This window comes from Pirellulales bacterium, from assembly GCA_033762255.1.
GTDB lineage: Bacteria > Planctomycetota > Planctomycetia > Pirellulales > JALHPA01 > JANRLT01.
This window is the reverse complement of sequence record JANRLT010000029.1, coordinates 79,511-104,010: the sequence shown is the minus strand read 5'-3', so window position 1 is coordinate 104,010 and position 24,500 is coordinate 79,511. Positions and strand designations below refer to the sequence as shown.

The 24,500-nt window shown below is 57.0% G+C and carries 26 protein-coding genes and 1 tRNA gene; 23 read left to right on the top strand and 4 right to left on the bottom strand.

The window, feature by feature from the left end:
• Window positions 1–2: 2 nt before the first annotated feature.
• The 22 genes from SFX18_08810 (at window position 3) to SFX18_08705 (ending at window position 21,548) form a co-directional block, all read left to right on the top strand.
• Window positions 3–1,472: a glycoside hydrolase family 140 protein gene (locus tag SFX18_08810; protein MDX1963240.1), complete on the top strand. Its 1,470-nt coding sequence runs from the start codon at window positions 3–5 to the stop codon at window positions 1,470–1,472.
• 189 nt (window positions 1,473–1,661) lie between these two features.
• Window positions 1,662–2,942 carry a PQQ-binding-like beta-propeller repeat protein gene (locus SFX18_08805; GenBank protein ID MDX1963239.1) on the top strand — a complete coding sequence of 427 codons (1,281 nt, stop codon included), beginning with the start codon at window positions 1,662–1,664 and terminating at the stop codon, window positions 2,940–2,942.
• Between the two features lie 79 nt (window positions 2,943–3,021).
• Window positions 3,022–4,893 carry a hypothetical protein gene (locus SFX18_08800; GenBank protein ID MDX1963238.1) on the top strand — a complete coding sequence of 624 codons (1,872 nt, stop codon included), beginning with the start codon at window positions 3,022–3,024 and terminating at the stop codon, window positions 4,891–4,893.
• On the top strand, window positions 4,890–5,933 hold the full coding sequence (locus tag SFX18_08795; GenBank protein ID MDX1963237.1) for a Gfo/Idh/MocA family oxidoreductase: 1,044 nt from the start codon (window positions 4,890–4,892) through the stop codon (window positions 5,931–5,933). Before SFX18_08800 ends, SFX18_08795 begins: the two co-directional genes overlap by 4 nt.
• A 150-nt stretch (window positions 5,934–6,083) precedes the next feature.
• The gene (locus SFX18_08790; GenBank protein MDX1963236.1) at window positions 6,084–7,343 is read left to right on the top strand and encodes a ribulose-bisphosphate carboxylase large subunit family protein; all 1,260 of its coding nucleotides are present in this window, start codon (window positions 6,084–6,086) and stop codon (window positions 7,341–7,343) included.
• Window positions 7,340–8,734 (top strand): four-carbon acid sugar kinase family protein, encoded by a 1,395-nt coding sequence (locus tag SFX18_08785; protein ID MDX1963235.1) that lies wholly within the window; start codon window positions 7,340–7,342, stop codon window positions 8,732–8,734. The genes SFX18_08790 and SFX18_08785 overlap by 4 nt, the downstream gene beginning before the upstream one ends.
• 158 nt (window positions 8,735–8,892) lie before the next feature.
• The gene (locus SFX18_08780; GenBank protein MDX1963234.1) at window positions 8,893–9,741 is read left to right on the top strand and encodes a phosphogluconate dehydrogenase C-terminal domain-containing protein; all 849 of its coding nucleotides are present in this window, start codon (window positions 8,893–8,895) and stop codon (window positions 9,739–9,741) included.
• Window positions 9,742–9,914: 173 nt separating this feature from the next.
• A complete protein-coding gene (locus tag SFX18_08775; GenBank protein MDX1963233.1) occupies window positions 9,915–10,925 on the top strand; it encodes a sugar ABC transporter substrate-binding protein in 1,011 nt (336 codons plus the stop codon).
• Between the two features lie 115 nt (window positions 10,926–11,040).
• Window positions 11,041–11,991 (top strand): ABC transporter permease, encoded by a 951-nt coding sequence (locus SFX18_08770; protein MDX1963232.1) that lies wholly within the window; start codon window positions 11,041–11,043, stop codon window positions 11,989–11,991.
• A complete protein-coding gene (locus tag SFX18_08765) occupies window positions 11,988–13,577 on the top strand; it encodes a sugar ABC transporter ATP-binding protein (protein MDX1963231.1) in 1,590 nt (529 codons plus the stop codon). Before SFX18_08770 ends, SFX18_08765 begins: the two co-directional genes overlap by 4 nt.
• Window positions 13,574–14,548, top strand: a complete 975-nt coding sequence (locus SFX18_08760) for an ABC transporter permease (GenBank protein ID MDX1963230.1) — start codon at window positions 13,574–13,576, stop codon at window positions 14,546–14,548. The genes SFX18_08765 and SFX18_08760 overlap by 4 nt, the downstream gene beginning before the upstream one ends.
• Before the next feature lie 430 nt (window positions 14,549–14,978).
• A complete protein-coding gene (locus tag SFX18_08755; GenBank protein MDX1963229.1) occupies window positions 14,979–15,164 on the top strand; it encodes a hypothetical protein in 186 nt (61 codons plus the stop codon).
• Window positions 15,165–15,241: 77 nt separating this feature from the next.
• On the top strand, window positions 15,242–15,931 hold the full coding sequence (locus SFX18_08750) for a hypothetical protein (protein ID MDX1963228.1): 690 nt from the start codon (window positions 15,242–15,244) through the stop codon (window positions 15,929–15,931).
• 19 nt (window positions 15,932–15,950) lie between these two features.
• Complete coding sequence (locus SFX18_08745) at window positions 15,951–16,124, top strand: hypothetical protein (protein MDX1963227.1); 174 nt, start codon at window positions 15,951–15,953, stop codon at window positions 16,122–16,124.
• Window positions 16,125–16,631: 507 nt separating this feature from the next.
• Entirely contained in the window at window positions 16,632–17,390 is a 759-nt protein-coding gene (locus tag SFX18_08740; protein MDX1963226.1) for a hypothetical protein, read from the top strand.
• Between the two features lie 81 nt (window positions 17,391–17,471).
• Entirely contained in the window at window positions 17,472–17,663 is a 192-nt protein-coding gene (locus tag SFX18_08735) for a hypothetical protein (GenBank protein ID MDX1963225.1), read from the top strand.
• The gene (locus tag SFX18_08730; protein MDX1963224.1) at window positions 17,660–17,887 is read left to right on the top strand and encodes a helix-turn-helix domain-containing protein; all 228 of its coding nucleotides are present in this window, start codon (window positions 17,660–17,662) and stop codon (window positions 17,885–17,887) included. The genes SFX18_08735 and SFX18_08730 overlap by 4 nt, the downstream gene beginning before the upstream one ends.
• Window positions 17,884–18,801 (top strand): hypothetical protein, encoded by a 918-nt coding sequence (locus SFX18_08725; GenBank protein ID MDX1963223.1) that lies wholly within the window; start codon window positions 17,884–17,886, stop codon window positions 18,799–18,801. Before SFX18_08730 ends, SFX18_08725 begins: the two co-directional genes overlap by 4 nt.
• Before the next feature lie 83 nt (window positions 18,802–18,884).
• Window positions 18,885–19,205, top strand: a complete 321-nt coding sequence (locus SFX18_08720) for a hypothetical protein (protein ID MDX1963222.1) — start codon at window positions 18,885–18,887, stop codon at window positions 19,203–19,205.
• On the top strand, window positions 19,202–20,476 hold the full coding sequence (locus SFX18_08715) for an AAA family ATPase (protein MDX1963221.1): 1,275 nt from the start codon (window positions 19,202–19,204) through the stop codon (window positions 20,474–20,476). Before SFX18_08720 ends, SFX18_08715 begins: the two co-directional genes overlap by 4 nt.
• Before the next feature lie 174 nt (window positions 20,477–20,650).
• Window positions 20,651–20,878, top strand: coding sequence for a hypothetical protein (locus SFX18_08710; protein MDX1963220.1), 228 nt, complete (start codon window positions 20,651–20,653; stop codon window positions 20,876–20,878).
• Between the two features lie 451 nt (window positions 20,879–21,329).
• Window positions 21,330–21,548 carry a helix-turn-helix domain-containing protein gene (locus tag SFX18_08705; GenBank protein ID MDX1963219.1) on the top strand — a complete coding sequence of 73 codons (219 nt, stop codon included), beginning with the start codon at window positions 21,330–21,332 and terminating at the stop codon, window positions 21,546–21,548.
• Window positions 21,549–21,761: 213 nt separating this feature from the next.
• Here the strand turns inward: SFX18_08705 and SFX18_08700 are convergent, their stop codons facing one another.
• From SFX18_08700 to SFX18_08690, 3 genes are all read right to left on the bottom strand, one after another.
• Window positions 21,762–21,905 (bottom strand): hypothetical protein, encoded by a 144-nt coding sequence (locus SFX18_08700; GenBank protein MDX1963218.1) that lies wholly within the window; start codon window positions 21,903–21,905, stop codon window positions 21,762–21,764.
• A gap of 361 nt (window positions 21,906–22,266) precedes the next feature.
• Window positions 22,267–22,470 carry a hypothetical protein gene (locus tag SFX18_08695; protein ID MDX1963217.1) on the bottom strand — a complete coding sequence of 68 codons (204 nt, stop codon included), beginning with the start codon at window positions 22,468–22,470 and terminating at the stop codon, window positions 22,267–22,269.
• A 373-nt stretch (window positions 22,471–22,843) separates the two neighbouring features.
• Window positions 22,844–22,917 (bottom strand) — tRNA-Val (locus SFX18_08690).
• A gap of 273 nt (window positions 22,918–23,190) precedes the next feature.
• On the opposite strand from SFX18_08690, the gene SFX18_08685 reads away from it, so the two are divergent.
• On the top strand, window positions 23,191–24,189 hold the full coding sequence (locus SFX18_08685; GenBank protein MDX1963216.1) for a hypothetical protein: 999 nt from the start codon (window positions 23,191–23,193) through the stop codon (window positions 24,187–24,189).
• A 46-nt stretch (window positions 24,190–24,235) separates the two neighbouring features.
• Here SFX18_08685 and SFX18_08680 read toward each other — a convergent pair whose 3' ends face one another.
• Window positions 24,236–24,454: a hypothetical protein gene (locus SFX18_08680; protein ID MDX1963215.1), complete on the bottom strand. Its 219-nt coding sequence runs from the start codon at window positions 24,452–24,454 to the stop codon at window positions 24,236–24,238.
• Between the last annotated feature and the right edge of the window lie 46 nt (window positions 24,455–24,500).

Sequence of the window (24,500 nt, the reverse complement as noted above, 5' to 3'; positions counted from 1 at the left end):
TCATGAATGCTTGTCAAAATTACGTCCCCGCACGGAGAGTCGCCACCGGAAGAGTGCTCTTTGCACTGGCTAGTCTGGTTTGGTTTGCATGGCAACAAGCTGCCGCCGATTCACCCGCCCCGGTTAAGCTGCGGGTCAGCGATAACCACCGTTATCTGGTCCAGGGGGAAAAAGGCCAACCATTTTTTTACCTGGGGGATACCGCCTGGGAGTTGTTTCACCGGCTCAATCGGGAGGAAGCCGACAAATATCTGGAACTGCGGGCCAAGCAAGGCTACACCGTGATTCAGGCGGTCGCCCTGGCCGAGTTGGATGGACTTAACACGCCCAACGCTTATGGGCATAAGCCGCTGGTGGATAATGATCCGACCAAACCGGCGGTAACGGACGGCCCGGAAAATGATTACTGGGATCACGTGGATTACATTGTTAAAAAGGCGAACTCCGTCGGCCTGGTGGTGGGGTTGCTGCCGACCTGGGGAGATAAATGGAATAAAAAATGGGGGGTTGGACCGGAAATTTTTACCCCTGAAAATGCCGAACAGTATGGCCAGTGGTTAGGCCAGCGATACAAGGATGCCGCGGTCATTTGGATCCTGGGAGGGGACCGGCCGGTGGAAAGCGACCTCCACCGCGAGATCATCCGCCGAATGGCGGCGGGCTTGCACCAGGGAGACGGCGGCGCGCACTTGAGGACATTTCACCCGACGGGGGGGAATGGCTCAGCACAAGAATTTCATCAGGACGAGTGGCTCGATTTTAATATGCGGCAAAACGGCCACGAGCCGGGCTTTACCAAGCGTTACGATCAAACCCGCGTCGATTACGATCGTCAGCCGGTAAAACCGGTCCTGGACGGCGAGCCGATCTACGAAGACCACCCGGTTTCTTTCAAAGCCGACGAACAGGGACACTCCATCAGCGGCGACGTTCGCCGACCGTTGTACTGGAATTTATTCACCGGCGCCTGTGGGCATACCTATGGGCATCATTCGGTCTGGCAAATGTGGTCCCCCGGGCGCGACCCCATCAATAATCCGCTCTTGCCCTGGGATCAAGCGATATTGCAGCCCGGCGCCGATCAAATGCGTCATGGGCGGGCCCTGCTGGAGTCGCGTCCCCACGGCGATAGGATCCCCCTGGATAAGCTGATCGTCACGGATCGCGTGCCGACCAGCGTACCCGGCGCGGGACGGTATCGCTTTGTGGCGACCGGAGACCAGGGGGGAAGTTATGCGTTTGTGTACGCCCCGATAGGCCGACCGTTCAAGGTGCGCATGGACGGGATCACCGGCAAGCAGGTCCAGGCATGGTGGTTTAACCCGCTTGATGGCCAGGCAAAGGAAATCGGCTTGTTTGAGAATCGGGGAGAACGGGAATTTACACCGCCACAGCCGGGAGAGATGGTCGATTGGGTGTTGGTCCTGGATGATGCGGCCAAAAAATATTCACCACCAGGACAAAAGCAATAGTAAACGGATTGGCGATTATGATAATAAAGGAATTCTCGTTATGCGGACTTTAGCCCGTACACTCATGAATACGTACTACAAGAGTAACCTAGGGCGACGCTGCGCTTGCCCTGGGCTGGGATGGGTTGGGCCTAGGGCCCGCAAAGATCCAATTGCCATTGTCCCACAAATCGTACTGGGAGTCTATTTATGCAAATTGATCGCCAAGTTTATCACGCGGGGCTGTTCTGTTCGCTACTGCTGCTTTGTGCCCCTTGGCTGGCCTACGGCGATAACTGGCCGCAATTTCGCGGTCCGGATAATCAGGGGCACGCGACCAGCACGACGGCTCCCCTAAAATGGTCCGCTAAGGACAACATTGCTTGGAAAACCGCCATCCCTGGTGAGGGCTGGTCGTCGCCGATTGTGTGGGAGGATCGCGTGTTTGTCACCACCGCCGCGGACGGGGGCAAGTCGTGCCGCCTCCTCGCGCTCGACCGCAAATCGGGAGAAATTTTGTGGAATAAAGAAGTGTTCACACAGGAACTGCTTCGTAAAGAGGGGCGCAACACGTATGCCACGCCGACCCCCGCGACCGATGGCCAGCGGGTGTATGCCTGTTTTGGCGATGGGAGTTTCGCGGCGGTCGATTTTCAGGGGGAGATCGTGTGGACCAATCGCGATTACAAATTTTATAGTCAGCATGGCCTGGGGACGTCCCCCATCCTGCATGAGGGGCTACTGATAATGCCCCGCGACGGCAGCAGTGAAGGCGAGGATAAAAAAGTAGGTTGGCAAACACCGTGGGACGGGGCGTACATTATCGCTTTGGATGCCGCGACCGGCCGGGAAAAATGGAAAGCCGCGCGCGGCCAGTCCCGCATCTCGCACGGCGCTCCCTGCTTGTGGAAGTCCCCCGCCGGAACGCAGCTTATTAGCGAGGCCGGCGACGTGGTGCAGGGCTTTGACCTAAAAACCGGCAAACGGCTCTGGAGTAGCGAAGTCATCGGCGAAGGGAAAGTCCCCTCCACGATCATCGGCGCCGGCCTGGTTTTTACCGCTGGCGGCTGGGGGGGAAAGGAAACGATCAAAGCGTTTAAGCTGGGGGGAATGGGTGAGTTAAAAGAGCAAAATCTGGTCTGGGAACAGGCCAAAGGAATGCCCAAGGTTCCGTCCATGATTTTTGTCGCGCCGTATCTGTATGCGATGACGGACGAGGGGGTGGCAAGTTGCTTTGATGAACAAACGGGGAAAATTGTCTGGCAAAAACGGATTGGGGGGAATTTTTCGGCTTCGCCGGTGGCGGTGGGGGATCGACTGTACTTTGTCGGTGACGAGGGGGAGACGGTGGTCTTGGCCGCCAAGAAGGAATTTGCCGAACTGGCCAGAAACCCGTTAGGCGAGAAGGTCCAGGCCTCCCCCGCAGTCGCGCATGGGCAGTTGTTTATTCGCACGGAGGGGCATCTGTTTTGCATCGGCCAATTGAAATAGTTTGCTCACGAGCCACTCCATCAAACTATTCGCTATCCACTCATCACTTTCCCTAACCCCTACCCCCTGTTCCCTATTCATGTCCCCCGCCACGGCCACCACCGCGCTACCCACACTCGCTCCACGGATTTTGCGGGCCGGGCCTTTGGTGCTGCGCTATGAGCCAGAAAATGGATTTATACGGGAGATTTATTTTGGCCAGCACGAGGTCCTGCGGGGAATTTTTCCCGCGGTGCGGGACCGCCACTGGAATACGATACCGCCAGCATTGACCTGGCAGGATATACGCGCGGGAGAGCGCGATTTTACGATCAAATTTATCCATGTCGTCCACCGACCAGCCGGGCCGACGGGGGAAGAGATCGGCTGGGAATGGCGGGGCGTCATTCGCGGAACGGAGCTGGGCCAAGTGCGGTATGAAGTGAGCGGCACCGCCCAGATCGATTTTTATAAAAACCGCGTAGGCTTGTGCGTGTTGCATCCCCTGACCGAGTGCGCGGGGAAGCCCTGCGAGGTCTGGCACGGCGATGGAACCCATGAAACGGGGACGTTTCCCCTGTGGATTGCGCCCCACCAGCCATTTCTAGATATTCGCCAGATCAGCCATACGGTCGCGCTTGCCACCCCGGAGCAGCCAGAAATCCAAGCGCGGGTGAGTTTCTGGGGCGACACGTTTGAAATGGAGGATCAGCGTAATTGGTCCGATGCCAGCTATAAAACCTATAGCACGCCGTTAGCGCTCCCTTTTCCGGTGCGCGTGGCGGCGGGGACACGGGTGCAGCAAAGTGTGGCCCTAGAGCTATTCCCGGAAATCAGTTCCTCCCCGGTCGTATCGTCAGACCCTCAGACTACCTCAACCGCCATCACCGTGGAGGTGGATTGGCGGATGGCCCGGCGGTTGCCGCGCATAGGCTTGGCCCTTCCCGCTAATTCCCTGGACATGGTGGATGAATCACGTGCAGAGGTATTGGCCAGTGCGTTGGACAAATATAAGTCTGATCATCTGCGGTGTGAGCTCAATCTTGCAAATCCCCACTGGCCAGAACATCTTCAAGCGGCACTACGGCTGACCCAGCGGAGCGCGACTCAACTGGAAGTCGCATTGGTGGCGGCACAGGGGGCGGAAGCCGCCTGGGGGGCCGTGTGTCACGAACTTTCGGGGCACCAACAATGGATTGCGAGAATCTTGCTCTATTCCGCCAACGAAGTCTGCACGCCGGAATGGTTGGTCCAGACGGCCGAGCGGGATTTGGCGGGGGAGTTTGCCGCGCGGCTGGTCGTGGGGACGAACGCCTATTTTGCCGAATTCAACCGCCAGCGGCCGCTGGTTCCCTATGGAGGAATGGTCTGTTTTTCGCTGCATCCGCAGGTGCACGCAACCGACCGCCGCTCGATTTGTGAAAGCGTGCAGTCGTATCGTTGGCTGATTGAATCAGCCCGGATGGCAGGAGATTGTCCGGTCGTCATTTCGCCCCTCACGCTGTGCCCCCGCTTTTTTCCGCCGCGTGAGGCACAGGCTGCGATCACACCCATCACGCGGCCCGATCCCCGTCAACAGACGGACTTTGCCGCCGCCTGGACCGTGGCCGCACTGGGGGAATTGACAGCCCAGCCCGCACTCCACAGCGTGACCATGTACGAGACGCATGGACTGGGAGGAATCATGGATGCTATGGGGCGGGAATATCCCGTGGCTCGGGTTTTTGCCGCTTTGCGTGACTGTTACGCCAGTTGCCCGGCATCCAGTTCGCAGCCACTGGCGATCACCCCCCTCGCCCTCCAGACCAACAACGACCAGCGGCGCCTGCTGCTGGCAAATTTGACGGATGAGGTTCAGATCGTTCGTCTGCGGCAAGAAAGCTGGCCCTCCCCGCATGCGCCCGCGCGGACCAGGGAATGGCGGCTCCCGCCGGATAGTGTGCAAATCCTCCAACAGGAGGACCTGGCATGAGGGAACTGAGGTTTGCGCTCTTTGGAACAGGCTTTTGGGCACGTTATCAACTGGCGGCGTGGCGGGAATTGCCCCAGGCAAAGTGCGTCGCTTTGTACAATCGTACCCGTGCCAAGGCGGAAAGACTTGCCGACGAGTTTGGCATTTCCGCCGTGTACGACCAGCCAGAGGAATTGTTGCGCCGTGAAGAGCTGGACTTTGTGGATATAGTGACCGATGTCGGCACGCATGTGCAATTTACCCAAATGGCACTTTCTCGGGGCTTGCCGGTAATTTGCCAAAAACCACTGGCCCCCTTGCTGCGCGAGGCCCGCGCATTAACCGAACAAGCCGGCGCGGCGGGCTTGCCTTTGCTCGTCCATGAAAATTGGCGTTGGCAGCGACCCATCCGGCGGCTTAAGGAAATCCTGACTAGCGGCGTCTGCGGAGAGTTAGTCCGGGCACGGATCGATTACGCCCACAGTTTTCCGGTGTTTGACAATCAACCATTTTTAAAGGACTTAAGGCGGTTCATTTTGACCGATATCGGGACGCACATTTTGGACGTGGCGCGGTTTTTATTTGGCGAGCCAGCAACCGTCTTTTGTCATATGCGGCGAATCCGGCCCGATATCGCGGGAGAAGACCTGGCCACCGTCGTCCTGATGCAGGACAACGAGGAAGCTGCCGGCGGCTTGGGCGTGACCTGCAACCTGAGTTATGCCAGCCGGTGGGAATTGGACCGCTTTCCCCAGACTCTCATTGCGGTCGAGGGGACCGCCGGGGGGGTGTCCTTGGGTTTGGACTATGAACTGCGGATATTTGGGCCGGATGGCGTCCAGCGCGAATTGGCCCCGCCGCCAGATTACCCCTGGGCGGACCCGCAATACGCGCTCGTGCAATCGAGCATCGTCGATTGTCAAAGGAATTTACTGGGGGCGCTGTTGGGCGAGGGGCCTGCGGAAACGACGGCGGAGGACAACTTGCGAACGCTGACACTGGTGGATGCGGCTTACGCCAGCGCGGAAAATGCATGCGTCATTCCGGTGGCATTGATTTAAGGAGTGCTATCAGTGCGATCAGACACAACTTTTTTGCCACGGATTAGCACGGATGTCCACGAATTTTTTTTGCTCACTGCCTCACGCTAAAGCGCGCATGTTTCATCATCCGCTTCATTATTAATTATTCATTTTTAATTCGTAATTCATATGCCCCTCCTCGCCACCTACCTCATCGAAACAGCCCTGCCGGTCGAGCAAGCGGCGGAAATGATCGCCGGTGAACAAAGCTCGGGGACGTTTTTGCCCGTCCCCGGCGAGACCGAGGAACTCAAGGCCCGCGCCCGGGCCCGGGTGGTCGGTATTGAACGGCTGGAAACCGTCGAAATGCCTTCATTGCGCGGAGCGAAGGTTCCCAGCGCTAACCAGGGAAAACCCCTGTTTCAGCGGGCAAAAGTGCAAATCTCATTTCCGTTTGACAATATGGGGTGCAACATCCCCACGCTGCTGGCCACGGTTTGCGGCAACTTGTATGAATTGGCCGAGCACTCCGGCTGCAAGCTGTTAGATTTGGATTTGCCCGCCGAATTTGCCACGCGCTACCCCGGTCCCCAGTTTGGAGTGGACGGAACGAGGCGGCTGACGGGCGTGTATAAACGGCCCATTATCGGGACGATTATCAAGCCCAGTGTCGGACTTTCCCCCGCGCAGACGGCGGAGTTGGTGCAAGAGCTGGGCGAGGCGGGGATCGACTTTGTGAAAGATGATGAACTGATGGCCGATCCACCCCATTCCCCGCTAGCGGAGCGTGTGCGCTGCGTGATGGAGGTGATCAATCGCCTGGCGGACCGGACCGGCCGCAAAATCATGTACGCCGTTAACATCAGCGACGAGGTGGACGCCATGCTGCGGCACCACGATTGTGTCGTGCGGCACGGCGGCACGTGTGTGATGGTTAGTTTGAATCATGTGGGACACGCGGGAGTCAGCGCGCTGCGGCGGCATTGTCAATTGCCGATCCACGGCCATCGCAATGGCTGGGGCATGCTTACCCGGCATCCGCTGTTGGGGATTGAATTTTCCGCGTACCAAAAAATTTGGCGGGCGATTGGCGTGGATCATCTACATGTGAATGGCCTGGCCAACAAATTTTGGGAAACGGACGATTCGGTGGTGCGGTCCATTCAGTCCCTGCAAGCACCGCTGTGGGGGGGGTACTTTGCCATGCCGGTGATTTCCTCTGGCCAATGGGGGGGCCAAGCCCCCGAAACACTCCGCCGCACCGGGACCCGCGATGTGCTGTATGTGGCGGGCGGGGGGATCATGGCCCATCCCGCCGGTCCGGCGGCTGGCTTGCGCGCAATCCAACAAGCCTGGGAAGCCGCGGCCCTGGGAATTCCGCTTCAGGACTATGCGCGGGAACATCCCGAACTACACGCCACACTGGCCAAGTTTGGAGGGCGCGCATGACGACAGCCGCTTTGCCCCTGGTGGCCTATTATGGCGATGACTTTACCGGATCCGCCGATGTCATGGAGGTCATGCAATGGGCGGGCCTGCGCACGGTGCTATTTTTACAGCCCCCCACCACGACAGAATTAGCACGCTATGCCGGTTTGCGGGCGTATGGCGTCGCCGGTCATAGCCGGACGATGTCACCAGAGGAAATGAACGCCGAACTCCCCCCGATCTTTGCGGGATTGCGCGCTTCCGGGGCCAAAATCATCCATTACAAGGTTTGCTCCACCGGGGATTCCTCCGCCACGATTGGCAGCATCGGCCGCGCGCTAGAATTGGGCCGGGTGGTGTTTGGCGAACAGCCCGTGCCGGTGCTTATTGCCGCGCCGCCCCTGGGGCGGTATCAGGCTTTTGGCAACCTGTTTGCCCGTTCGGGTTTGGATAGTGAAGTCACCCGTCTGGATCGGCACCCCACGATGCGGCAACATCCGATTACGCCCATGACCGAGGCCGATCTCCGGCTGCATCTGGGGAAACAAACCGATCTGCCGATCAGCCTGGTCGATTTACCGCGCCTTGCCAGCCTTAACGCGGCGGAATTTGCGGAGACCGCCCAGCGTGGGGGAGCAATTTTATGTGATGCCTGCACGACGGACGACCTGCGGCGGATTGGCGGGTTGCTGTGGGAATTGGCCCAGCGCGGGGAGCCGCTATTGGTGATTGGGTCGTCGGGGGTGGAATACGCCCTGGCGGAATATTGGCGGAACGCGGGTTTGTTAGAAAGTTTAGGCGCGCGGTCAGAGATGGCCCCGCCGGGATTTGCGCCCACGGAGCAACTGTTGGTGCTGACGGGGAGCTGCTCGCCAGTCAATGCCCGCCAGATCGCTTGGGCGGAGGAACAAGGCTTTGAAACGGTAGCTATCGAACCTTGCAAACTGGCGGAAGAGTCGCTCTGTGGCGCCGAAGTCGCGCGTGTTTGTCAACTTGCGCTGCATCACCTGAGGGCTGGCAAAAACGTGATTTTACATACTAGTCGGGGCCCGACGGACCCCCGCGTGGCGGCGACGATTAAGGCTCTGCGTAGGCGGGACTTTACCGATATGCAGATCAAACTGCATAGCGGCCGAGTGTTAGGTCCCTGTCTGGGCCGGATCCTAGTCGAGGTCTTAGCCGCGCATCCTTTGCCGCGCATCGGCGTGGCGGGGGGGGACACTTCGGGCTATGTGGCCCGCCAGTTGGGGATCACCGCGCTGGAGGCGCTGGCCCCCGTGGCTCCTGGCTCCCCCCTTTGCCGGGCGACCACCTGCAACGCGCTCGATGGCCTGGAAGTAATCTTTAAAGGAGGCCAAGTGGGCAAGGACAACGTGTGGGGGACATTGCTCCGGGGGACACTCGCGGCGTAGCAACATTATTTCTTATAACAATCTGGTTGGCATTCCGACCAAAGGATCATAAACCGTTCCACAACCCAGCACAGAATTCAAGAAACAAAACCTCTTTGTACGCCGTTTTTTACAATACTAAACATGTCTCACAACCCATCAAAATCAGGAAACCATACATGACACGTATCGCAATATTTGGCGCGGGGGGCAAAATGGGTTGCCGCCTGACCGACAACTTGCTCAAAATCGATCCGCCGCATCAGCTATTGCTAGTCGAAAATCATCCCGCCGGTCAGGACCGCGTGGCCCAGCGGGGCATGACCGTGACAGAGGCGGATGTTGCTTGCGAGCGGGCGGAGGTGGCGATCTTGGCCTTGCCGGATAAAATCCTAGGCAAAATTGCCGCCCAGATCATCCCCCGGCTGCGCGCGGGGACGATTGTGATGACGCTTGATCCCGCCGCGGCGCACGCGGGGGAGTTGCCCGCGCGGGGGGATATTACCTACTTTGTGACACATCCCTGCCACCCGGATGTGTTTGACCATTTTGAAACCGCGCGCGAACGGGACGATTTCTTTGGGGGCGTCGATGCCCGCCAGGCGATTGTCTGCGCGCTGTTGCAGGGGCCCGAGGAACATTACACCCTCGGTGAGGAACTGGCCAAGCAATTTTACGGCCCGGTCACCCGTAGCCACCGGATCACCGTGGAGCAAATGGCGATCCTGGAGCCGACCATGGCCGAGACCTGCGGCATCGCGCTGGTCCGGGCCTTGCGCGAAGCGCTCGAAGAAACCGTCCGCCGGGGGGTTCCCCGCGCCGCCGCCGAGGATTTTATGTATGGCCATATCAAAGTCGAGCTGGGAATCGCCTTTGGGCGGGCGCCGTTCCCCTTTAGCGACGGGGCGCAACTCATTTCCAGTTATGGCCAAACGCGGATTTTGCAACCCGACTGGCTGAAACTATTTGAGCCGGAAAGCGTGCTCGCCCAGACGCGCATGATCGTCAGCGGCCGGGTCGATGATTAAAGCAACCTGGCTTGGCGGAGGATCATGTCTGACATCTGACATCTGAAATTTGACATATGAAATTTGAAATCAGCACTCCAACTGTGCCAATCCGTGGCTAAGACAGAAAACAGCCATGGATAATCGCGGTTTTCATGACTTTCCAAATCCAATTCCTCCCCACGGTCATCCCTATGTTCACGCGTACGCTTTTTACCCTGCTTTTAGTGGCTTGTACCATACTGGCAACAGGGTGTGGATCTTCCCCGCCAAACACCAACCCCACCGGCAAGCCCCAGCTCACCGTCGGTGTCGCGTTTGAAACGCTCCAGACCGAGTATTGGGTGGCTGGTTTTGAGGCCATCAAGGCCGAGCTGGCCAAGCGCAACATCAACGTGCTCGAGGCGATCGCCGATAGCGACCCCAACCGTCAACTGCAACAGGTCAAAAATTTTATCACCCGCAAGGTGGATGGCATCATTATGGTGCCCAAGGATGCCCAATCATGCATTCCGGCGATCCGCGCGGCCAACGCTGCTAAAATTCCCATTGTCCTGTTTAACCGACCCGCCGCGGCCGGGGATGCCGTGAGCGTGGCGGTGCAGGCCGATAATCAGGAAATCACCAGACAAACCGTGGCGTTCCTGGTCGAACAAGCGAAAAAAACCGGCAAAAAGCAAAAAGCGATGGTCATCCTGGGAGACCTGGGAGATATCAACGCCATTGGCCGCCGGGACGGGTTTAACGCCGCCATCATGGGTAACGAGGACGCCGTGGAGGTGGTCGCGCAGGTCCCGTCGGAATGGAGTCTGGAGAAAGCTCAAGCGGGTGTGGTCAATGCCCTGCAGGCCGATCCCGAGATTGGGCTGATTTTTACCTCATCGGATTTTTTGCTGCCGGCGATCGTCTCGGCGCTCAAGGGGGCGGACAAGTATCACAAAATTGGCGAGCCGGGGCATGTCATCCTAGGTGGATTTGACGGCGACGCCACCGCGTATCAAATGTTGCGGGACGGTTATCTGGACGCCACTGGCGTGCAAGATGTCTATTTTGAGGCGGAGCAATCGGTGCAGGCGCTCTTGGACTTAATCGCGGGAAAAACCGTGCCGCCGCTGATTAAGGATCCGGGCTTTGTGATTCACCAGGGAAACATGGCGGAGTTAAAGCCCCGCATGTGGGGGGCAAATGTGAAGCCGGCGCAGTGATTACCTGGGGGTCGTGAGTCTGACGCAGTGAAATCGCTTTTGGCAATTCGACTTGTTCGCGGAAGACTCCCGTCCCCCTTTTACCAATGCTATCGCAAATCTGTGAGACCCAGAAATGTCTCGGCGGCTCCTTCAATCCCAGTTTTTCACGTTGGCCTTGTGCGCTAGCTATGCGTTGGGGATGGCGATTGCCGTCCCGGGATTTGGCAGCCCGGAAAACGCCGCCAATATCGCAAGCGCGCTTTTGCCACTCTTGGTCGTGGCGGCCGGACAGACGCTGGTGCTCATCACGGGGGGGATTGATCTGTCCGTCACATCGATCATCGCCGTGGTGAGCGTCGCGGGGGCCGGGCTCCTCACCGCAGACCAGGGGCCTTGGACCAATTACTCCGGAGGCATCCCCGCGGCCATCATGGTCATGCTGATCCTGGGAGCCTCGCTCGGTCTGCTCAATGGCTTGTGCGTGGCCATTCTGCAAATGCCCGCGTTCATGGTCACCCTCACCAGCATGATGTTTTGGAGCGGACTGACGATCTGGCTGACGCACAGCAAATCAATCGCCGGTTTGCCGCCCGGCTTTCTAATCTTGGGCCAAAATTTGTACGTCGCCGCGGCGATCGCCGGCGCGGTCTGCCTGGGCACACAATTCATGCTGACTCGCACATTGTGGGGACGACGACTGCGGGCCGTGGGATATAACGCCGCCACGGCCCGGGTATCGGGTGTGCCCGTGGAAGGGACGATCATTCTGGCCTATGCGGCGAGCGGCCTGTGCGCGGCGGTTGGGGCGATCTTGATTACCGCCCAGTTGGAAACCGGTTCTCCCGTGCAGTGGAAGGAAAATCTGCTCGATGTCATCGGCGCCACCGTCATCGGCGGGACTAGCCTGTTTGGCGGACGGGGGAGTATTGCGTGGACGTTTAGCGGAGTGTTGCTCTTGGCCTTGATCGACAATAGCCTCAACTTGCTCAACCTGTCGTATTTTATGATTATGATCATCAAGGGGGGGGTCATCCTTTTGGCGGCGCTCGTGGATGTCTGGCGCACACGGGGAGCGGCCGCATGACAACCTGGCATGAACAGCCCGAACCCTTTTTTATGTTTCACAACATCCGCAAAGCCTACGCGGGAAATCCCGTCCTCCGGGATGTCAGTTGGGAACTCTTTTCCGGGCGAATCCTGGGCCTAGTCGGCGAAAACGGCGCAGGCAAATCAACACTCATGAATATCTTGGGCGGCGTGACACCCCCCGACGGCGGTGCCATGCGGCTGGCCGGAAAACCGTATGCCCCCTCTTCCCCCCGTGATGCCGATCAAGCCGGCGTGGCATTTATCCACCAAGAGCTAAACCTATTTCACAATCTAAGCATTGCCGAAAATCTGTGGCTCACGCGCTTTCCCCGCGCTTGGTGGGGAATCGATTTTAAGACCGCCCAACAGACCGCGGCATCATTACTAAAGCAAGTGGGCTTGGAGATTTCCCCCGCCACGCTAGTTGAACGACTCTCCGCCGGAGAGCGACAACTGGTGGAAATTGCCAAGGCCCTGGCCCGGCAGGCCCGCTTGATCATCCTGGACGAGCCGACCACTTCCCTCACCGCACCCGAAATCGAACGCTTGTTCGGCCTATTGCGACGCTTACGGGCAAACGGGGCGGCCATTGTGTATATCTCCCACGCGCTGGCCGATGTGCGGCAACTGTGCCAGGATTTGGTCATCATGCGCGACGGCCAGGTCGTGGCCGCCGGACCGGTCGCGGAATTTGACACTCCAAAAATCGTTTCCTGCATGGTGGGGCGTACCACCGATCAGTTGTTTCCCCCCCGCCACTCCAATCCCCTGGGGACGGAACTACTCCGCGCTAACCGCCTGACACTGCCCGGTAGCATCCGCGACATCAGTTTTTCCCTGAAATCGGGCGAAATCCTGGGCGTGGCCGGTCTCATGGGAAGCGGGCGCACCGAACTGGCCAGGATCTTATTTGGGCTGGATGCGCTCCGGTCTGGAGCCGTGACCCTGGCGGGACAAGACATCACCCATTGGTCCACCCCGGCGCGGATTTCCGCGGGGATGGCGTTTTTGACGGAAAACCGCCGTGACGATGGGCTGTGTCTGGCGGCATCGATCGCCGAAAACCTAGAGCTGGTCGCCGCCAAGCGGTACTCCGGCCGCTTTACCGGTATGTTGCATGGAGCTAAGCTGCGCGCCGCCAGCCAGGCAATGCGGCAAGCGGTTAAATTGACTCCCCAGGCCCAATCTTTCCAACCGGTGGGGACACTCAGTGGCGGCAATCAGCAAAAAGTCGTCCTGGGAAAATGGCTGCTCAATCAGCCGCGGGTGTTTATTCTGGACGAACCAACCCGCGGGATCGATGTCGGGGCCAAATATGAAATTTATTGCTTGATTCAGCAATTGGCCGCCGCCGGGTCGAGCGTTCTGCTAATCTCTTCGGAAATTGAAGAACTCCTCGGCCTGTGTGATCGGTTGCTGGTTCTGTGCCAGGGGGAGGTCGTGGCGGAATTTGATCGGTCGGAGTTTGAGCGGGAGCGGATTTTATCCGCGGCCTTGCGGGCCGACACGCCGGCACATTCCAGTCCCGCGAAATCAGTGGTAGCTTTGCAACCCGGGATCCAGCCAGGCGACACCGCATGAAACCCGTCACGCTGCTAGTATGGCTATTGGATCAATCACCCGTGTTACTATGCGGGTTGGTGCTCTTGGTTTTTGCCGCGTTCGCGCCGCAAATGCTCGCGGGGCAAAATTTGCTGAATATCTTGGAACATTCCAGCGGCACCGGTATCGCCGCCGTCGGCATGACGCTGGTGCTACTGACGGGTGGCGTGGATCTAAGCATCGGCAGCTTGATGTTTGTGGCAATGGCCGTCAGCGGAAAAATGATCGCCGCCGGTCAACCCATCTGGCTGTCGCTGGCTTGCGGCGTGGTTGTGGGCCTGGCGGGAGGGGCAATCAATGGCCTGCTGATCACGCGGTTACGGGTGCTGCCGTTTATTGCCACGTTGGCCATGCTGTTTATCCTGCGGGGGCTCGGTTTGTGGCTCACCCAGACCCGCGCGCTCAACATGCCATCCGCCGTGACCGAGTTGGCCGCGGCGCGGTGGGGATGGGTCCCTTTGCCGATATTGCTATTTGGATTGGTGGCGTGCGGGGGGCAATGGTGGCTTTCTTTTACGGCGGCGGGCCGACAAATCTACGCCCTGGGAAGCGATCCCCTCGCCGCACAAAAGGCCGGTGTGCGGGTCACGCGATTGCAACTGCTGGTTTATGTGCTGTCCGGCGGGTGCGCGGCCCTTTCAGGATGTGTGTTGCTCATGCAAACCGGCGCGGTCAGCCCCAACTTTGGCGAAGAAAAAGAATTCATCGCCATCGCCGCCGCCGTGTTGGGGGGAACCAGCTTGTTTGGCGGTCGAGGGAAACTGCTTCCGGGAACCTTGTGCGGGGCGATTTTATTTCAAACGATCGAAACCGGGCTGGTGCAATTGCGGGCCGACCCCTACGCCTACCCCGTCGCCCGCGCGGGGTTGATCTTTGCGGCGGTGCTGCTGGACACGACCCGCGCCCGCCTGACCCGCCGCCTGACTCGCCGCCAAATTCGCGTGGAGTAAGAGGGGGGATGGAGCAGTGGAGTTTTCAGGAGGGGAGTGCACTTCGCCGCGACGCGTTTCCGTACCGGCGAGTTTTACTCGCCGTGAATTTCCCGAAAATGACGCGCTAGCCCGGGATAGCAACATAAGAAACTGGGCGGTGGGGGATTCGAAGATTCGCATAATACCCGGGAAATTCTGCAATCGCCAGAAAATAACGGCACAGAAACGGCAAAGCCCGAAAATCTATCTCTCGATTCCGACCTGGACGCGGTCATTAAAGTATGGCCGACCCTGCCCCCAGGCATCCGAAAAAAGATTCTCAAACTGGCCCAAGCGGGCCATGACAGCGATACAAGTGCCACTTCTGGCAAGGGGGTGAACACCAAGCAATAGAGATTTCAGTTTTCTGGATTTTTATTTTGACCCCCCCGATTTAGGAGATTTTTCAATGAGCAGTTATCTGGCCCAGTGGAATGACAAGGTTACCGAATTAGCCAAGAGCCGTTTTAACGGCGACCGTGCCAAGGCAACCAGTTGGCTAGTTAAGAACGATTCAAAGCTTCATGCCTTGATGCTGGCAGAGGGTAATGGCGGCAACGCCACAAAAGCAATGGCATACGTGAACAGCAAGTGATAACCCAGGGGCTTGCCCGCCACTTTGGCCAGCGGCCCCACAATTTTTGAATCAACCCCCAATTTAGGAGATTTTCCATGACAACGTTTTTAGAAAAACCCCGTGCCGTTTGCTTGGCCAGCATTGGCCGGGAACGGTTAGCCAGTCTGCGGCGGTTATTCACCCCTGGTGAAGTTTCCGCATTGGTTTGTGTGCCGAACAAGCAGCAAACTAGCTTGCTCCCGGTGACGATGCAGCTAATCAACCTCATCGATGAAAACCTGTTATTCGCGGGACCATTGGACCCCGCCAAACTGGCGGATGCCGCGACCGCGAACGGACTGGACCTACGGCGGCTGTATCATGTTTCCTCGCTCACCAGCGATGATTTGGAATGTTTCGCCGACCAATTCCAGTATTGCGTTTTATGGTTGCCGCCAAACACAACCCGCGGCCATGAAACCCTGGAGTTGGCCCAGCGTCTGGCGGCCAACGGTGCGGCGGTTTTGATTGCGTGTTACGCGACTGTTTCAAGCTTGCGAACGATGCAACAGCACGCCATACCGCCGATTGCCAACGTCACGGAACAGGCGGCACGGGTGTGGTTGTTGTGCGATCCCACACGGAGCCGGACCCAGGTTATTCAACCGCAAATTGACCCCGAAAGTGATCGTGGGTTTGCCGTCGTTTGTGATGCGGATTCGGCCCGTATCGGCGACCAACTGCCAGCGGGACACAACGCGTTAGGTAGCGTCCGTTTTGTGGATCAGGGGGTGACAAGTGAATGACTACCGAGAACCCCGACACATGCCGACGCCACAGGCCACATGGCATCGACCGAACCCGCCGCCCTTTTCGCGGCGACCGGCTGAAAATGTGACGGCCCGCAAGGTGGCGGAATTGGAACAGTCTGGCATGTCCAGAATCGACGCCCTTAAGAAATTGGTGCGGGAGCTAAAGACCCCGCCAAGCCGACGATAAAACGGCGGGGAACATCCCCCGCAAGCTTGCTTGGTTTCGATTCACGAAGCCCCGTTTGGTTGTTCGAAGCTTTGTGATGGGGTAAAGCCAAGTGCGACCCCGCTACTGTTTCTCTCAGTGGCGGGGTTTTTTGTTTAGGACAGACCGCCCCCCAAGCCCCCCAGGCGTGTCAAGTATTTTTGGAAAGAAAGTATTTTGGTTCGGGGGGTAGGATGCTTGGCGACCGCATTTAAGGCGTTTGGTAAGGAGAACCTACGATGACGGGGGGGGGTGCCCCCCTAATCAAGGTACTTTCTGGCCATTATAGCGATGCGGTCGATAAAAATCGCTCTTTGTTTCGCGACTTTCCACTTCCAAATTGAGATTCTTTGCGGTGCGGTGTTGGGGGGTACTGGCGGGGGGTGTTACTTTGCACACTGAACTTGCATATACTTTATGAAGCGGTGGATTCGGCGTGTTGCAACGCGGCGAATTGTAATCAGTTGGCTGGCAAGGGACCGTCTATCCTTGCCAACAAAGCTAGGCTCTTGCCAGTCAACGCCCGCAACCTCTTATGGCAAGGATGCGATCATGGCAGGGGAACTACATTGGCACGCGGAACAGCTAGAGACAATTGCCCAGGCCCTCGAAGCTGGCAACAGCCCATTGATGCGGCGACTTATCGGACGTTACCTCGATACTCGCCCGAGCGGTTATGCAATCTCTAATGGGCATCGACCGGCCCAGGTGATTTACACCGAGCTACAGCGGGCGGGCGACGAGAGCACGCTATCGCTCAGGCACGCTATAAATGCGGCCCTGGTGGTGCTGGGGCAGATGATGACCGGAAAGCCAACGGATGACGCGGCGGGCAAACTGCGGGCAGCGGCGGCGACGATGCGGCCCCTCGATAGCGAACCGGCCCCGGACAATCGACGGGCGAGCGACAAGCCCCCTAAACAATGGCTTTTTAATTTCGCCGAGATTTTGGACGCGGTGGGGATGAAAGCCAACCCCGAGAATCAACGGCGGATAAAGCAATTAAACACCTCCTACAACGGCCCTATTATTTTTGGCCAAAAGGGACAGCCCCCGAAGTGTGACAAGGCCCGGCTCTTGGAATGGTGGGATAATCTCGAAGTTGAGTTTACCAAAAGCGAACACAAGCCCGCGAGCCTACAGGCAGTTGGAGAGGAAACCTATTGTTATGGCCGGACTGGAAAAGTGGCCCCGGTTATTGGTGGCTCGATTAGAAAACGAAAGGTGCCAAAAGGTGCCAAAAGGTAACTAAAGCTCTTGGCGGCGTGTTGGTGGGACTGAGTTTAGGGGAAGCATATCGCAAGCCCCTTAACTCAGGAGCCATTATCTATGATGCCGCGATTATTGCTCACAGCCGACATTGACCGGCGACTAGGCTGGCCGCTAGGCAAAGCCGAACGATTGGCCAAGCGGGGGAAACTCCCGCATGTTATTTTGCCCGATGGGGAGATTCGCTTTCAGTGGCGAACAATCCGGGCACTCTTAAAGCACGCCCAGGCGGACCAAGGGGGTGCTCGATGAGTATCTACCGCCAACCCCAACCTAAGCCAACCAAGCCTATTTTGGTCAACGCCAAACAGGCGGCGAAGCTACTCTCGATTTGCTTAAAGACGTTACGCAAAAAGACCCGAGAGGGGGAGATTCCAGCGGTCAAACTTGGGCGGCGGGTGCTCTATCGCCCAAAGCAGTTAAACGCGTGGCTCGATGGCTTGCAAGCCCAACCAGTTAATGGGGGTGCCATATGAGCGAACCACAAGAAACAATCTGCGGTTACAAGGTGCATCCAGCGGCATCAATCTTTCCTCTTGTGGAAGGGGAAGAATTTGAAAACTTGGTTTATTCAATTGAGCGATTTGGCTTGCTTGAACCAATCGTCTTTTTTGATGGCGTGCTGGTCGATGGACGCAACCGCCTACGGGCAATCGAGCATTTGAAATCGCTTGGTAAGTGGCGTGATGATATTCCGCGTACTGAATGGGAGCCACAGTGTAAGAACACGTTGTCACAGTGGATATACGAAACGAACGCAACGCGGCGTCATTTAACCGAAGATCAACGCGTGGCGGCGTCCGCTTGTATTGTTCCACTTATCGAAGCGGAGAACGAAGCGAAGCAAAAGGCAACGCAATTTGAGAAGGGTAAGAGCGGTAATCCGACAGGCAAGGCCAAGGAGCAGGCGGAGACGAAATCGTCTCCACCTGATAAACGCGATACCAAAGCAAAAGACGCAAACAGCACGGTTGGCAAAGTGGCGGCCCGGGCGGGAACGTCGATGCACAAAGCCCGTCAAGCGGTGGCACTAGCCAAGGCTGAAGCGGCTGGACATGTGCCAGAGGGAACATTGCAGCAGGTGGCATCGGGAGCATTGAAACTCAAAGATGCAATTCCTCAAAAGCCCAAGCGAGTTGAATTGCTCGATTCCGACCCGGACGTTGATGGCGACGAACCGGGCGACCTAAAAGCCAAGACAGACGAGATTTTTAGAAGTGCTAAATATCGCCTGAAGTCTCTCGGGGCTTGGTTGAGAAAAACACGTGCACCAAGTGCCGAGCAGGACAAGCTGCAAACACTGCTTATTCCAGTGCGGCAGCTATTACGCAAAGCGGCCAAGACCCTGGCAACACAGAGGATTATGAAAAACAAGAGCCGGACGGTTTGACCCGCCCGGCCCCATAGCTTAACCCCCAACATCACGCGGCGACGGGTGGCAGCCCAGGCCGCATAGCACAAGGAAATTTTATCATGCATGACACGGATTTTACAGAGTTTGATGCCCGATTTATTTTGCGGGAAGTGGCCCAGGATTTGGCCCGCCAGCGTGGTCAGCGTGGGCCAGTCCGGCCCCGCTATTGCGTGGGAACCGCACGGGAAGAACTGGCGGCGGTGGAGTTGCTATTGAGTGAATTCCCCCTGCCCGAGCGGCGGATGATGCCCCAATTCGCCCAGGGTCTGGCCCGGGCCATTATCGCAATCAAAGAGCCGGAAACGACAGCGGAACCCCAGGCTATTCAATTGGGAAGCGTACCCAAACAGACCGCAACGCGGCGGCGGGTGCGAGCATGAATATCGAAGTCAAAGCGGGACCGCTATCGAAAATTGGCAAACGCAAATTTGAGATTATTGAGAATGGCCAGTCCGTATTTTCGGATGTTATCGACCTGGACGCGGCCAAAGAACGCATGGCATTTGTGGAGCAAGCTTGCCTAGCCAGTTTGGCCATAGATGCAAGATGCCATGAACAGGACGGTACAACCCTGGACGGTAGATGGCTGATTGCCCTGGCCCAGGACGCGGCCCGCAAAGCCGATGGCGAAATATCCACCACCACAACCCCAAGGCTCATTTGCATGAATGACGTTCAACCCGAAGAAATAACTTGGCTCTGGCCCCAGCGTATCGCTTGCGGCAAAGTGACCCTCATATCGGGCGACCCCGGACTAGGCAAAAGTTTCATATCCTTAGATTTGGCAACGCGGGTATCATTGGGCAGCCCGTGGCCCGATGCCCCGAGTTGTTCGGCCCCTCGGGGAAGTGTGCTCATCTTAAATGCGGAGGATGACGCGGCGGACACAATCCGGCCCCGCCTGGACTGCATGGGTGCCGACGTGGGCCATATTTACCTTTTGGATGCCATAAGAACAGGCGACCAAGAGCGGCAATTTTGCTTGCGGCATGACCTGGACATTTTGGAACAGGCGGCGAGCGGCATCGAAGATTGCAAGCTTATCATAATCGACCCGATTAGCAGCTACTTGGCCGGCGTCAAACAGAATGACTCGGGCGAAATCAGGCAGGCATTGGACCCACTCAAAGGACTCGCCCAGCGTACGGGGGCCGCGATTGTACTGATTGCCCACTTAAACAAGAGCGGCGGCGGCAATGCCATTTATCGTACAAGCGGGTCTATCTCGATTGTCGGCATGGTGCGGACGGCATGGACAATTAGCAAAAGCCCCGATGACCCAGCGACGCGGTTGCTACTTCCAACCAAAAGCAATATCGCCCCGGACGTGTTTGGATTGTCATTCCAAATTGTGGATTCCCAAGTGGCATGGGGTGCGGACCCCGTGGAAATATCCGCCGACGAAGCTTTGAACCATAAGCCCGGCGGCGGCGACCGGAAAGCGGAAAGCTTGGACGGTGCCATAGCGTTTTTGCAATCGGCCCTGGAGTTTGGACCAAAAGAGAGCGGCGAGCTAGAGAGAATGGCCCAGGCCCAAGGCATCCCCAGGCGGACGTTATGGCGGGCCAAGGGGGAGCTAAATATCCTTAGTGAGCGGCAGGGGGGGCGGCATGGCAAGTGGACCTGGAAACTCCCCAATGTGGATTTTTAAAGCGTATCACTTTTAAAGTGTGCCATGTACCCGATGAGTTGGCACACTTTGATTTGGACCCGTATTTTCCCGTCTGGATTTAAAGTGTGCCAACAGAAAATGTATATGGCACTCTTTGAAACTTGGCACACTTTGAAACGGTTTGCAGATTACCCAATTTAACAGGGGGCACGGATGCCAGCAAAAACCAAAAAACGACGGGGGCGGGGACAAACGGTAGACCGGCAAGGGGAGTTATGGCCCGTGGAATTGAACGTCCGGCAGGTGGCGGAAGTGACGTTTGACCTACCCCAGGTCAGGGGGCCAGAGACCGACCAAGAGCGGGCAGGCATCAGGGCGTTTTTGGCGGAGGCCAAGTTGTATGCCAACCGGGAACCTAATCCGCTTGATTTGCCATTTTGACCAACCTACCTCACGGCGAATTCGGCAAGTGGCTGGAGAAAGAGTTTGGCTGGAGTGAGCGCAACGCACAGAGAATGATGCAGGTGGCAGGCAGATTCAAATCCGACAAATTGTCGTTTTTTGACTAATCCACCCTATACCTCCTGGCCGCGCCCTCCACCCCCGATGCAGCGGTTGAGGAAGCGATTGTCGGCTACGCGGTTTGTAAACGTGGCTGTGCGTTTTCAAAATTGTAATTATTCCAATTTTGAACCTACTACTTTGTACCTACTTGCCAAGCCAAGCACTCCCGATGCAGCGGTGGCGAAAAACCGACCGCACAGGATTGCATTACAAAGCGATTTGACCATGAATGCGACCTTGGATACCAACCGACCAACCGGCCCGCTAATGGCAAATTTGAGAATCAACCTAATTGACTGTAAATCAACATGCCGATATACTTGTGTATATGGCAAAAAGAGAAACCTTTACCGATGGCATCCGTCAAGCGATTTTGAATTGCGGCATGAGCCGCTATCGCTTGGCCCAGTTGTCCAAAGTACCCGCCGAGTGTTTACATCGATTTGTGCACAAGCAAGCAGGGCTTAGCCTTGATAACCTGGACCGCGTGGCCCGGGTGCTGCGGTTGCGGGTAATTGTGACAGAACAACCCCCAGGAAACAAATAACATGGCCAACCTTTACAGTACCAAAGCCGGACGGTGGCACGTGCAATTCTTTGATGCCGATGGCAAACGCAAAGCGGTCAGCCTGGGGGTGATGAAACGAGCCGAAGCCAAACGCGTGGAATATTTTGTCGAACTCTTGGAATCCGCCCGCGATAAAAACGCGGGGATGCCCCAGGAAGCCAAGCTCTGGTTGCGGGGTCTAACACCCAAGTTTTACAAAAAGTTGGCCGATGGCGGACTATGCCCCCAGGCCAAGGTAATTCCCACCGTGGCCCAGGCGGCACAAAGATATGTCGATTCGCACGCGGGAGCGGCGGCCACCAAAGCCATTTGGAAACAATCAACCGATTCACTCATCCAATTTTTTGGGGCGGATAAAAAAGTGAATGAGATTCACCACGAGCACGCCCAAGCTTTTAAGAATTGGCTCTTGTCGGAAAAGTTGGTCAAACAAAAGGGACAGAAGCGGACCCTCGCCCCGAGCACGGCCCATAAGCGATTGCGACTCATCAAGACGATATTCGCCGATTTGACCCCTAAAGTGATTCGCAAAAATCCATTCCACAAAGTTTCAATTAAAGCCACCGTTGATGACTCCCGCAATGTGTACGTAGAAGCGGAACAGGCCCGGCGACTCATCGAGCATTGCCCTAATGCCGAATGGCGGTTGCTGGTGGCACTATCGCGGTTTGCTGGATTCCGGGTGCCCTGCGAAGCCCTAACCTTGAAATGGCAAAGCGTGAACTGGGAACGGGAAGAAATCATGTTCCACAGCCCCAAGACCAAGCAAACGCGGACAATCCCCATATTCCCCGAGATACGGCAATATTTGCAGGAATGTTGGGATATGGCCCCAGAGGGGGCGGTATTCGTTATTTCCAAACATCGAAGCCAAGCCGATTGCAACGGCGACTGGCGTCATACGAACCTGCGGTCAACTTTGATGGACATTCGGACCAAAGCCGGATTGCCAGCATGGCCCAAGGCATGGCACGCCATGCGGGGATCATTCGAAACGGACCTCATCGAAGCCGGGGTGCCTATTCCCAAGGCGGCGGAATGGCTCGGTCATTCCGTGGAAGTGATGGCCAAGCACTACTTGCGGGCCAAAGGTGATGAGCACGCTAAAGCGGTGCGGGGTGAATACTCAAAAGAAAAATTGACTGCCCCGAAAAAAACGGCAATAGAACGGCAAACAGTTGCGGAACTAGGGGGAACTGGGGGGTATTCAAGAAACCCGATATGCGAAAATCGTGGGGAATTTGCAGATTCCCGGGAACGGCAAACATATCCAATGGGCGGTGGGGGATTCGAACCCGCGACCTACTGGGTGTAAACCAGTCGCTCTAACCAACTGAGCTAACCGCCCGAAGTCAAATTTAGAAGTATGAATGCAGAATGAAAGTTCAGCTTTTTGCCCTCTGTAATCAACTTGCTCCCTGCAATCTACACACGACTGCTATCTTTGCTCTTACTGCCAATTTTGCCTCTGCCACACACTGCCCGCATGACAATCAGCCCTTGCTGAACTAAAATTAGTTTACGTCCCTTTTTGGCAAATTGCTAGCCGGATAACACAACGTTCAAAATTACGTCCTACGGCGTTCATTTAATCGCTTTTTTAACCAATTTCTGCTCGCCCATGATCTGGTTGATCATCCCTGTTTTGACTTTGCACCTGGTCCTGGTGGGCGTGGGAAGCGTGGGACCGTTGGTCGCGGGAATCTGGGAACTTGTGGCATTTTTTCGCAAATTAGCGCCGGCGGAGGCAACCGCGCGGCTGTTGGTCATCCGGCGTCTGGCTGGGGTTAGCCTTGCAGCGCTGAGTTTAGGCGTGGGATTGGGATTTTTGCTGTGGGGTGTGCATGCGGCATTCGCGAGCGATCCAGACTTATCTGTTTCCGCGGCGATGACGCGACTTTGGGGCACGCGCTGGGCATCCATGCTGGGAACGCTGGGATTCTCACTAGCGTGTCAACTTTTGGCATTGTGGCTGGATGCGCGACGCCATAAAGAAGAGATGTCATTCCCCGGCTGGGGGTCCGCCGTCTTAAATCTATTGGCGGGGGCCAATACCACCTATCACTTTCCCCTGCTGTTTGTCATGTTTTCCACGTTGATCACCACGGCAAATCTGGCAAACGATCCCCTCACCCGCGATCTTTATCGTACATTGCTGGGCCGCGCCGATGTCTGGGGCCGTGTGATTCATCACTGGGGGGCGATGCTATTATCTGTCGGGGTAACGTTGTTACATATGCCGCAAAGGCTGGCGACCGCTGGACCAACCGGCGAGATGGCCGCCTTGAGAGCGCTGCGCAGCGGAAGTCAACTGGCCCTGGCGGCGATTCTGTTACAAATATTGACGGGGCTGACTAATTTACTCTTGCTGCCCACAAACTGGCAAAACCTTTACTTGGGAGAATCCCCGCTCGCGGCGTGCCTGCTGGTGGCGGGGGCGCTGGGAAGTTTCGCGGTTTTGCCGGGGTTATTTGAGTTGGCCTTTGGGGGGAATTCCCTCAATGACGCGACCGTCCGCAGCGCGCGGCGACTGGGGAGCGCGCTTTTGGGCGTGTGGCTGGCTATGGTCGCCGCACGGCAGATCGCCGGGACGGAAGTTTGGAGATTGCTGGCCGGCTAGCGCAAATTACGCCAGCCGAGGATGATTTATTGCCAACGGAGTCAACCTATAGAATACCGCCATGCGTCCGCATAAGCGACATGTGCGACGGCTGATCCAGGAACCAAATCCGTTCCCAATCGTCCTCAATTTGACGCAGATCTTCAGAGGTATTCAGCAATTGCCCCGCACGACGCATAGGATCGCCAGAGTAAATTGGGATGATACAACCCGTGTTTGCAACCAGGGTGGCTCCCAACAACACTGCTAAAATCATTTTATGCATGGTGTGGTCCTTCATGAATTCTGACGCTGCCCAACAAAGTGGCGAA

Excerpts from the sequence above, each read along its gene's own strand:
- SFX18_08810 (MDX1963240.1), top strand. The coding sequence starts at position 3 with ATGAATGCTTGTCAAAATTACGTCCCCGCACGGAGAGTCGCCACCGGA.
- SFX18_08805 (MDX1963239.1), top strand. The coding sequence starts at position 1,662 with ATGCAAATTGATCGCCAAGTTTATCACGCGGGGCTGTTCTGTTCGCTA.
- SFX18_08800 (MDX1963238.1), top strand. The coding sequence starts at position 3,022 with ATGTCCCCCGCCACGGCCACCACCGCGCTACCCACACTCGCTCCACGG.
- SFX18_08795 (MDX1963237.1), top strand. The coding sequence starts at position 4,890 with ATGAGGGAACTGAGGTTTGCGCTCTTTGGAACAGGCTTTTGGGCACGT.
- SFX18_08790 (MDX1963236.1), top strand. The coding sequence starts at position 6,084 with ATGCCCCTCCTCGCCACCTACCTCATCGAAACAGCCCTGCCGGTCGAG.
- SFX18_08785 (MDX1963235.1), top strand. The coding sequence starts at position 7,340 with ATGACGACAGCCGCTTTGCCCCTGGTGGCCTATTATGGCGATGACTTT.
- SFX18_08780 (MDX1963234.1), top strand. The coding sequence starts at position 8,893 with ATGACACGTATCGCAATATTTGGCGCGGGGGGCAAAATGGGTTGCCGC.
- SFX18_08775 (MDX1963233.1), top strand. The coding sequence starts at position 9,915 with ATGTTCACGCGTACGCTTTTTACCCTGCTTTTAGTGGCTTGTACCATA.
- SFX18_08770 (MDX1963232.1), top strand. The coding sequence starts at position 11,041 with ATGTCTCGGCGGCTCCTTCAATCCCAGTTTTTCACGTTGGCCTTGTGC.
- SFX18_08765 (MDX1963231.1), top strand. The coding sequence starts at position 11,988 with ATGACAACCTGGCATGAACAGCCCGAACCCTTTTTTATGTTTCACAAC.
- SFX18_08760 (MDX1963230.1), top strand. The coding sequence starts at position 13,574 with ATGAAACCCGTCACGCTGCTAGTATGGCTATTGGATCAATCACCCGTG.
- SFX18_08755 (MDX1963229.1), top strand. The coding sequence starts at position 14,979 with ATGAGCAGTTATCTGGCCCAGTGGAATGACAAGGTTACCGAATTAGCC.
- SFX18_08750 (MDX1963228.1), top strand. The coding sequence starts at position 15,242 with ATGACAACGTTTTTAGAAAAACCCCGTGCCGTTTGCTTGGCCAGCATT.
- SFX18_08745 (MDX1963227.1), top strand. The coding sequence starts at position 15,951 with ATGCCGACGCCACAGGCCACATGGCATCGACCGAACCCGCCGCCCTTT.
- SFX18_08735 (MDX1963225.1), top strand. The coding sequence starts at position 17,472 with ATGATGCCGCGATTATTGCTCACAGCCGACATTGACCGGCGACTAGGC.
- SFX18_08730 (MDX1963224.1), top strand. The coding sequence starts at position 17,660 with ATGAGTATCTACCGCCAACCCCAACCTAAGCCAACCAAGCCTATTTTG.
- SFX18_08725 (MDX1963223.1), top strand. The coding sequence starts at position 17,884 with ATGAGCGAACCACAAGAAACAATCTGCGGTTACAAGGTGCATCCAGCG.
- SFX18_08720 (MDX1963222.1), top strand. The coding sequence starts at position 18,885 with ATGCATGACACGGATTTTACAGAGTTTGATGCCCGATTTATTTTGCGG.
- SFX18_08715 (MDX1963221.1), top strand. The coding sequence starts at position 19,202 with ATGAATATCGAAGTCAAAGCGGGACCGCTATCGAAAATTGGCAAACGC.
- SFX18_08710 (MDX1963220.1), top strand. The coding sequence starts at position 20,651 with ATGCCAGCAAAAACCAAAAAACGACGGGGGCGGGGACAAACGGTAGAC.
- SFX18_08705 (MDX1963219.1), top strand. The coding sequence starts at position 21,330 with ATGGCAAAAAGAGAAACCTTTACCGATGGCATCCGTCAAGCGATTTTG.
- SFX18_08700 (MDX1963218.1), bottom strand. The coding sequence starts at position 21,905 with ATGAGTGAATCGGTTGATTGTTTCCAAATGGCTTTGGTGGCCGCCGCT.
- SFX18_08695 (MDX1963217.1), bottom strand. The coding sequence starts at position 22,470 with ATGACGCCAGTCGCCGTTGCAATCGGCTTGGCTTCGATGTTTGGAAAT.
- SFX18_08685 (MDX1963216.1), top strand. The coding sequence starts at position 23,191 with ATGATCTGGTTGATCATCCCTGTTTTGACTTTGCACCTGGTCCTGGTG.
- SFX18_08680 (MDX1963215.1), bottom strand. The coding sequence starts at position 24,454 with ATGCATAAAATGATTTTAGCAGTGTTGTTGGGAGCCACCCTGGTTGCA.